The organism is Pseudoalteromonas sp. SG41-5 (assembly GCF_014164495.1).
Lineage (GTDB): Bacteria > Pseudomonadota > Gammaproteobacteria > Enterobacterales > Alteromonadaceae > Pseudoalteromonas > Pseudoalteromonas rhizosphaerae.
The window spans coordinates 68,185-75,684 of sequence record NZ_JACJFH010000013.1; the positions used below are offsets into that span (position 1 = coordinate 68,185).

Genomic DNA, 7,500 nt, shown 5'->3' on the forward strand with positions numbered 1-7,500 from the left:
AATACTTATTTTTTAAACAGTTATTCTAGTTATTTAAGCGCTAAGCATGGCATTATATATTTAACTTATTTATCACGTTGTAAAAAAATAATACAAAGTGCGCACCGTGACTCTCTACAATGAAAGGCCTCCTGATGACAATGATGACGTTAGCCACCCACAATACAGTTGCGGTTTTAACCTTAACAAACGGCGAAAACCGCCAAAATCCACATTTTGCACATCAACTAAAACAAGCGTTAGCAGAGGTTGTTGAAAACCAAAACCACAAAGCGCTAGTGATCACCTCAAATGATGATAAGTGTTGGAGTTTAGGCATTGATACTGATTGGTTGTTACCTGCTATGCAAGCAAAAAAGGCCGATGAAATACGTGGTTTTATGTACGATATGGACGATGTATTTAAAACCTTACTGCTTTTTCCTATGCCAGTGATCGCTGCCATTAATGGTCATGCTTTTGGTAACGGTGCAATTTTAGCGTGCGCGTGTGACTTTAGATTTATGCGCGGCGATCGCGGCTTTTTTTGCTTCCCTGAAGTGGATTTATCGATCCCATTTTTACCTGGCATGATTGCTTTTGTGAAAAAAGCGATCCCTTACTATCGCTTTAACGAAATGAAACTGACAGGGCGTCGCGTCTCTGGAGCAGAACTTGCAATTGATCACGTTATAGAAAAAGCCTCAACAGACCAAGATAGCCTATTAGCGGACGCAATGGCGTTTGCCGCTACATTTGATAAAAAGCGCGCCATTTTTGCTGAGCACAAAAAACGTTTACACAAAGAAATAATTCGTGTGATAAATGAAGAAAATAAACCATTTATAGATAATCTAGCTTTGATGGTTTGAGCTATAGGCTGCTCTCAATAACAATCTAAATAAAGATACCTATTTAATTTTAAGGACAAAGGCGTAAATGAAAGCGAAACAAATAGAACAATTAGCATTAACAGCTGCTGAAACTAAGGAAGTTATTACGCCCTATGCATTTAAAATAGATCAAGCATTATTGGGACTGCCACTTGCTTCACCGACTCGCCGCGCGCTCGCGATGGTAATCGATGTAGCGCTAATTTTTCTCGCGGCTAAGATCAGTGCTGCTGTAATCGCATTTGTAGCTGCAATGGCTTTTTATAAAGGCACAGCGCAAAAATACTTACCAACAATGTCGACTGTTTGGCGAAGAGTATTAAAAATAACTGCTGCCAGTATATTATTTATAAGTTCACTCTCAGTGCTTGCAATCGCAATCGATTTTTTTGAGGATGATACTGCGATTCAAGGGATAAGAATTAAACGCGAAACACCATTAAATGCAGAGGAAAAACAACAGATAAATACTTATTTAATGCAAACAGCACCAAGTCAAAATTGCGATCAGGCTTGTCAAAGCAATGCGCTTGCTAATTTAGTTACTCAAGTGCCACAATTGGCTGAAATAGATGAATCTGATAACGATCAGGTTGCCCGATTATTATTGAAAGTAATGGTTGAAGCTGATGAGCAGACTTCTGCACCTGAAGACGCACCTGTTAAAGCTGCACCTGTGAATAGTATTTTACAGTGGGGCAAAGGAATCATTCAAGATTTAGGTCTTGGCTTTGGTTGGGCTGCTGTATATTTTACATTATTTTCGCTGCTTTGGCGTGGCCAAACACCGGGTAAAAAAGTATGCAATATCCGAGTTGTCGCACTTAGTGGCGAAGATTTAAGTTTATGGGATGCGTTTGGCCGATACGGTGGCTACGGCGCAGGGTTTGCAACTGGGTTACTAGGTTTTTTACAAGTTTATTGGGATCCGAACCGCCAAGCCATTCAAGATAAAATATCAGCAACTGTGGTTATTAAAGGCAGTATAAATCAGCTAATAAATGAAGAGACAGTTAAAGCGATTGTTAAATAGATAGTTAGACTCTAAGTAAGTTTTATAGAAAGGATTAATATACAGAGCATGCCCTATTTATGAAAAATAGGGCATTTAGTGAGGTTCACAGTCCTAAAAACTCTAAATAAGGCATAATAACATCGATATTTGATTTTATGAGTGCGCTAATGCCGGCAAAAAACAGCGCGAATAGTGTACACGCTGAAACATAGCTAACATGTTTATAAATCAGACGATAAAACTTGTCCAGAAAGTTCCACATCAAAAATAATGCGCCTATCCAAAACATGGTATCAAGTTTATATAACAGCGCAATTGTGACCACTGCTATTTCACTAATTAAACCGATAAGCTCAGCGCTAAAGCGTAGCCAAGGTTTTTCTTTTAATAAGAAAAAGCTAAGTTGGGAGATCCCTGAAAAATAAGCAAGTGGCAGTAACGTGAGCATACCAAGTTCAAAAGATTGTAGAGGCTGCCTTAGTTCGAGTAAAGGCGCGAACCAATCGGTATAAAATACTAACCAAGCTAATAGAGTTAACGTAAAACTAAGCGCAGTTAAATAAACAGATTGTGCAACGCGTTCATCTTGGCTGCCGACGGTTACTCTACCTGGAGCAACTAATATCATAAAACCAAAAGTTGATAACAAGGCTAATACACTGCAAAACCCAAAGATGCTGTTATCAAATATTAAGGCCAGCGCTGCGAATGTAATAGCTAATGGCCAACCTACCCATTTAGCTTCTTCTTTATCGTCACTAATGCGACTTAGCACCGAATAGCTAACAATGCTGCCTAAAGAGAATCCTGCAACCAGTAGCCAATATTCGTAGTGGAAAAAAATGAGCGAAATGATGGACGCGCCGTAAATCAAAAGTTCGTTGAGTAATGGTGGGAAAGACGACATGATTTTGCCAATTAAGGCCAATAATAACAAAGCTGAAATAGCATATAGCGCGGTAGTGAAACTATCAATACGCTGCTCGGTGTCAGATATTGGTGAAGGTTGTTTGCTAATTTGATGGGCATTACCAATCGGTATGTCGGAGGTGTATGTTCCACTGTCTAAGTCAAAATGAAAGTTCGTTTGTGCTTGTTGATGTAAAAAAGTAGATTTTTCAGTAAACACATTCTCTGAAACAGCATTTTCAGCTTTTAACTCTAGTAATAACTGATATTGAGCTTGTAACTCATCCTTGGAACTGACTTCATATTGAGCGGCTAAACCCAAGGAGGGGATAGTAACCATCAATACGAACAGAATAAAATGCCTGACTCTGGCCATGTGCTGTGTAATTGATTGTTTGCATAGGGTGTTAATCCATAACATACGACTTCCTTGTTATTATATTTACGACAATTGATGTAGATGAAATATATCAATTATGTGATTACTTTTAGTGAATATATTTAACGATGATTATCTTTATATTTAAATTTTACGATTAATGCTGCGATTGTAATGCTAAAAATAAATAACCACACAGGCAAGTTACCGTATTGACTATAGATGCTGTCGCCTTGGATTAGCTTGATATTAACTTTAAGGGTGTCGGCTTCAAATTGTGGCATGCTGACTTGAATTTGACTGATTGGGTCGTATACGCCGCTGATACCATTGTTGGTCACACGAATAAGCGGGCGTTGCAATTCAAGGGCGCGCATACGGGCTATTTGCATGTGCTGGTGGGGGCCGTGGGAGGCACCAAACCAGGCATCATTACTTACAGTAAATAAAATATCCGAATCATTGTGGTAATTACCACGCACTAAATCAGCAAAAGCGATTTCGTAGCAAATAGCCGGTAATATATTTAAGCCATTAGCACGTAAGTTATTTTGAACTTGGTCGCCGCGAGTGAACGATGACATGGGTAGGTCAAATAATGGCGCGATAGGGCGCAATATATCTTCAAATGGCACAAACTCACCAATGGGAAGTAATTGGTGTTTTTGGTAACGGTTTTTACCTAAGTATTGATAATGACCATGTTCGTCACCCTGCTCTTTATTACCAAGTACAATTAATGTGTTGAAGATTGCTTTAGTGTCGCGCTGATAGTCAACAATACCTGTAATGAGAGCAGTATTGTTAAATGAGGCTGCGCTATCTAAGCCTGCTAAATAGCTATCTGCAAGTGCTTCTATTTCAGGCACTGCAGCTTCTGGCCAAACGATTAAGTCGGCATCCCAGTGTGGTCGAGTCATATCTTGGTACTTACTCATTGTGGTCCAAAATTCACTCGGGTCAAAGCGCAGATGCTGTTTGATATTACCTTGTACCAGTAAGGCGCTAATCGTTTTATCACTGTAACTGTTATTGCGCGTGTAGTGAGTAATAGCGAATAGTACAGCGATGCTAATTACAGTGGCTGCTGTGGCTTTAAAGTCTCTAATAAACAGCAGGCGATAGAGCGCAAAACCAATCGCGATACATACAAGGGTTAAGCCAAACTCACCAATTACTGGAGCGAGTAGATTAAGTGGGCTATCGGTTTGAGTATAACCAAAGCTTAGCCAAGGGAAGCCGGTGAGTACCACACCGCGTAAGTATTCGGTGACAGCAAAGCCTGAGAGTAATAATAAACCGTAGCTACTAGGGCCGCTGGCAAAGCGTGTGGCAAACATAAAGGCTAAAGCCGGGTAGATAGCTAAATAAGCACATAACAGCACCATCAGTAACACTGAGGCTACCAGTGGCATACCGCCGAAGGTGGCAATGGAGACATGCACCCAACTGATACCTGCGCCAAACCAACCGAGGCCAAATATAAAACCATATTTGGCGGCGCGTTTACTGGCTAGTTTGCCATATTGCTGCCCAGAATTATGTGTGTGGGTACTGTATATCGCTAATGCTAAACAGGCGAACGTGAGGGGCCAAATCTCAAAAGGGGCATAACACAAGGTTAAAAAGAGGCCCGCAACCAGTGCGAGCCATGCTTTTTTATCTTTTGCTAAATGCAGGCAGTTAGTCAGAAGTGTCTTCACTGTCGTTATCATCAGCCTTTGGCACTGTAACCTGTAATTGCAATAATCGACGATTATCGGCATTGGTTACTTTAAATTGTAAGCCATCTATATCAATTATTTCACCACGGCCAGGCATATGCCCAAAGGCGTGTAAAACAGTACCACCGATGGTATCAGCGTCTTGCGTGCTGTAGCCAGTTTTAAAATATTCGTTAAAATCATCAACAGGAGTAAGTGCTTGAACAACAAACACATGCTTTGCAAGTTGACGAATATCTAGTTGCTCTTCTTCGTCGTGTTCATCTTCAATTTCACCGACGATGAGCTCAAGAATATCTTCTATGGTTACTAAACCAGATACACCGCCGTATTCATCAATTACTAACGCCATATGGTAACGCTGTTGGCGAAACTCATTAAGTAGCGTATCAACACGCTTACTTTCTGGCACAACAACGGCTGGGCGTAAATAATCACGTAATGATGGCAGTAGATCATCTTTATTGAGGATCAGTGGTAATAGATCTTTTGCTAGTAAAATGCCTTCAATGTGGTCTTTATCTTCACACACCACTGGAAAACGTGAATGAGTTGAATCGACCATCATTGGAATGAGTTCTTCTAGCGGCGCTTCCACTTCGAGCGTGATCATTTGTGAGCGCGGGATCATAATATCTCGCACTTTTAACTCTGACACACCGAGCACACCTTCGATCATCTCTTTGGTTTCAGGATCAATGACATCCCGAACTTGCGCATCGGCAATTACTTCAGCCAGCTCTTCTCTATTCTGGGGTTCCCCTTGCAACATTTGGGTAATTCTACCCAACCAGGTCTTGCCAGAAGAACCCTGGCTAGTCTGCGAGTTATCGTCGCTCATTGCGTCTACTTGCTCCGTAAATTTAAATATCGTCCCGATATGGGTCTGCTATGCCTAATTCGGCAAGCAATTGCTTTTCAATGCTTTCCATTTCTGTCGCATCTTCATCCTTTATATGGTCAAATCCAAGTAAATGCAAGCATCCGTGGATCACCATATGGGCAAAGTGGTCATGAAATGACTTTTCTTGCTCTATTGATTCAGCTAACACTATGGCTGGGCAAATAACTAAATCACCCACCAAAGGTAGCTCTATACCTGCTGGCGCTTCAAATTCAAACGACAACACATTGGTTGGTTTATCTTTACCACGGTAGTCATTATTGAGTTGTTGGCTTTGCTCTTCATCAGCAATAACAATACTCAGCTCTGATTCGTCACGGTATTGACTAAGCACTTTATTAGCCCACAGCGCAAATTGCTCAAGACTAGGCAAGTTATCAAACTCGCACGCTATTTGTAAATCAAGTTCAGTGTTCACGGCATCACTCTTTAGTCGAAGGTTGCGCTTGCTCTTGGTTTGCGAGCAAGTCTTTAGCACGTTGTTTTTCGGCGCGTTTGAGTCGTTCTGCTTCATCGTTACGTTCGTAGGCTTCAACAATACGTGCCACGACAGGGTGGCGCACCACGTCCTGTGATTGGAAGAAGTTAAAGCTTATTTCGTCTACATCGCTAAGTACTTCAATGGCGTGACGAAGCCCTGAGCGCGCACCACGGGGTAAATCTACTTGGGTAATGTCGCCGGTGATCACTGCTTTTGAATTAAAACCAATTCGGGTTAAGAACATTTTCATTTGTTCAACCGTGGTATTTTGGCTTTCATCTAAAATAATAAAGGCATCGTTAAGTGTGCGACCACGCATAAAGGCAAGTGGAGCGACTTCAATGACATTTTGTTCCATCAGCTTTTCGACTTTTTCAAAGCCGAGCATTTCAAATAAGGCATCGTACAATGGGCGCAGGTATGGGTCGATTTTCTGACTTAAATCACCTGGTAAAAACCCCAGTTTTTCACCGGCTTCAACAGCAGGGCGGGTCAATAAAATACGCCGTATTTCTTGACGCTCTAAAGCATCAACTGCTGCGGCGACAGCTAGGTAGGTTTTACCTGTGCCAGCAGGCCCTATACCAAAGGTGATATCGTGACGAAATATATTCGATACATAATGACCTTGATTGTCGTTACGTGGTTTTATTACGCCACGACGAGTTTTGATCATCACCTCTTTGCCATATTCGTTTAGCTCATCTTGCTCTAATGCATTTGACTCACTAATGGCTAAATGTACGGTATTTGCTTCAATTTCAGTAATAACACCGCGTACTGGCTGAGTTTCGACATATAAGTCTTTGAGGATTTCCATCGCTGCAAACGCGCTGGTGGTTTTACCGGTGATTTTAAAATAGTTATCGCGATGAGTAATTTCAACACCTAAGCGGCGTTCAATGTGTTTGATGTTTTCGTCAAACGGGCCACATAAAGATGAAAGACGTTTGTTGTCGGAGGGTTCTAAATAAATCTCTAATTTTTTTAATTGATTACTCAAAATTGCTTCCTGTTTTGATGTGCCAGCGAGGCTGGCACAGTAAGTTTCGCCTAAGGAACGAAAGTTGCAACACCTAATTCATCAGGGGTGGCTTGCGGCTCTGGTTGTGCTGCTTTACTTAAAATATCAGCAGGAGCAACCGCACGGCGTAAGTTCATTTGGGATTCTGTACGAATTAAGTCACCGCGTAAAGAGTTTGGCAGTGCCTCAGTT

Annotated in this window: 7 protein-coding genes and 1 pseudogene; 2 read left to right on the plus strand and 6 right to left on the minus strand. The window is 41.3% G+C overall.

Translation table 11 applies throughout. The features are described 5' to 3' along the window. The first annotated feature begins 134 nt into the window (after positions 1-134). A complete protein-coding gene (locus tag H5232_RS05720) occupies positions 135-851 on the plus strand; it encodes an enoyl-CoA hydratase/isomerase family protein (protein WP_246175492.1) in 717 nt (238 codons plus the stop codon). A gap of 67 nt (positions 852-918) precedes the next feature. Further along, a complete protein-coding gene (locus H5232_RS05725; protein WP_149980720.1) occupies positions 919-1,905 on the plus strand; it encodes an RDD family protein in 987 nt (328 codons plus the stop codon). An 85-nt stretch (positions 1,906-1,990) separates the two neighbouring features. Here H5232_RS05725 and H5232_RS05730 read toward each other — a convergent pair whose 3' ends face one another. The 6 genes and pseudogenes from H5232_RS05730 to H5232_RS05755 all read right to left on the minus strand — a co-directional run. After that, positions 1,991-3,217, minus strand: a complete 1,227-nt coding sequence (locus H5232_RS05730; protein WP_182767665.1) for a hypothetical protein — start codon at positions 3,215-3,217, stop codon at positions 1,991-1,993. Between the two features lie 80 nt (positions 3,218-3,297). Continuing rightward, a complete protein-coding gene (gene lnt / locus H5232_RS05735; RefSeq protein WP_182740483.1) occupies positions 3,298-4,878 on the minus strand; it encodes an apolipoprotein N-acyltransferase in 1,581 nt (526 codons plus the stop codon). Then, positions 4,859-5,740, minus strand: coding sequence for a CNNM family magnesium/cobalt transport protein CorC (gene corC / locus H5232_RS05740; RefSeq protein WP_149980717.1), 882 nt, complete (start codon positions 5,738-5,740; stop codon positions 4,859-4,861). The genes lnt and corC overlap by 20 nt, the downstream gene beginning before the upstream one ends. A 22-nt stretch (positions 5,741-5,762) precedes the next feature. Continuing rightward, positions 5,763-6,221 (minus strand): rRNA maturation RNase YbeY, encoded by a 459-nt coding sequence (gene ybeY / locus H5232_RS05745; RefSeq protein ID WP_145240621.1) that lies wholly within the window; start codon positions 6,219-6,221, stop codon positions 5,763-5,765. 4 nt (positions 6,222-6,225) lie between these two features. Then, on the minus strand, positions 6,226-7,287 hold the full coding sequence (locus tag H5232_RS05750) for a PhoH family protein (RefSeq protein ID WP_145240623.1): 1,062 nt from the start codon (positions 7,285-7,287) through the stop codon (positions 6,226-6,228). Between the two features lie 50 nt (positions 7,288-7,337). Then, positions 7,338-7,500: pseudogene (locus tag H5232_RS05755) on the minus strand (tRNA (N6-isopentenyl adenosine(37)-C2)-methylthiotransferase MiaB); the annotation flags it as partial.

What these genes read in the sequence shown, in the direction of transcription:
- H5232_RS05720 (WP_246175492.1), top strand. Translation starts at nt 135, where the DNA reads ATGACAATGATGACGTTAGCCACCCACAATACAGTTGCGGTTTTAACC.
- H5232_RS05725 (WP_149980720.1), top strand. Translation starts at nt 919, where the DNA reads ATGAAAGCGAAACAAATAGAACAATTAGCATTAACAGCTGCTGAAACT.
- corC (WP_149980717.1), bottom strand. Translation starts at nt 5,740, where the DNA reads ATGAGCGACGATAACTCGCAGACTAGCCAGGGTTCTTCTGGCAAGACC.
- H5232_RS05730 (WP_182767665.1), bottom strand. Translation starts at nt 3,217, where the DNA reads ATGTTATGGATTAACACCCTATGCAAACAATCAATTACACAGCACATG.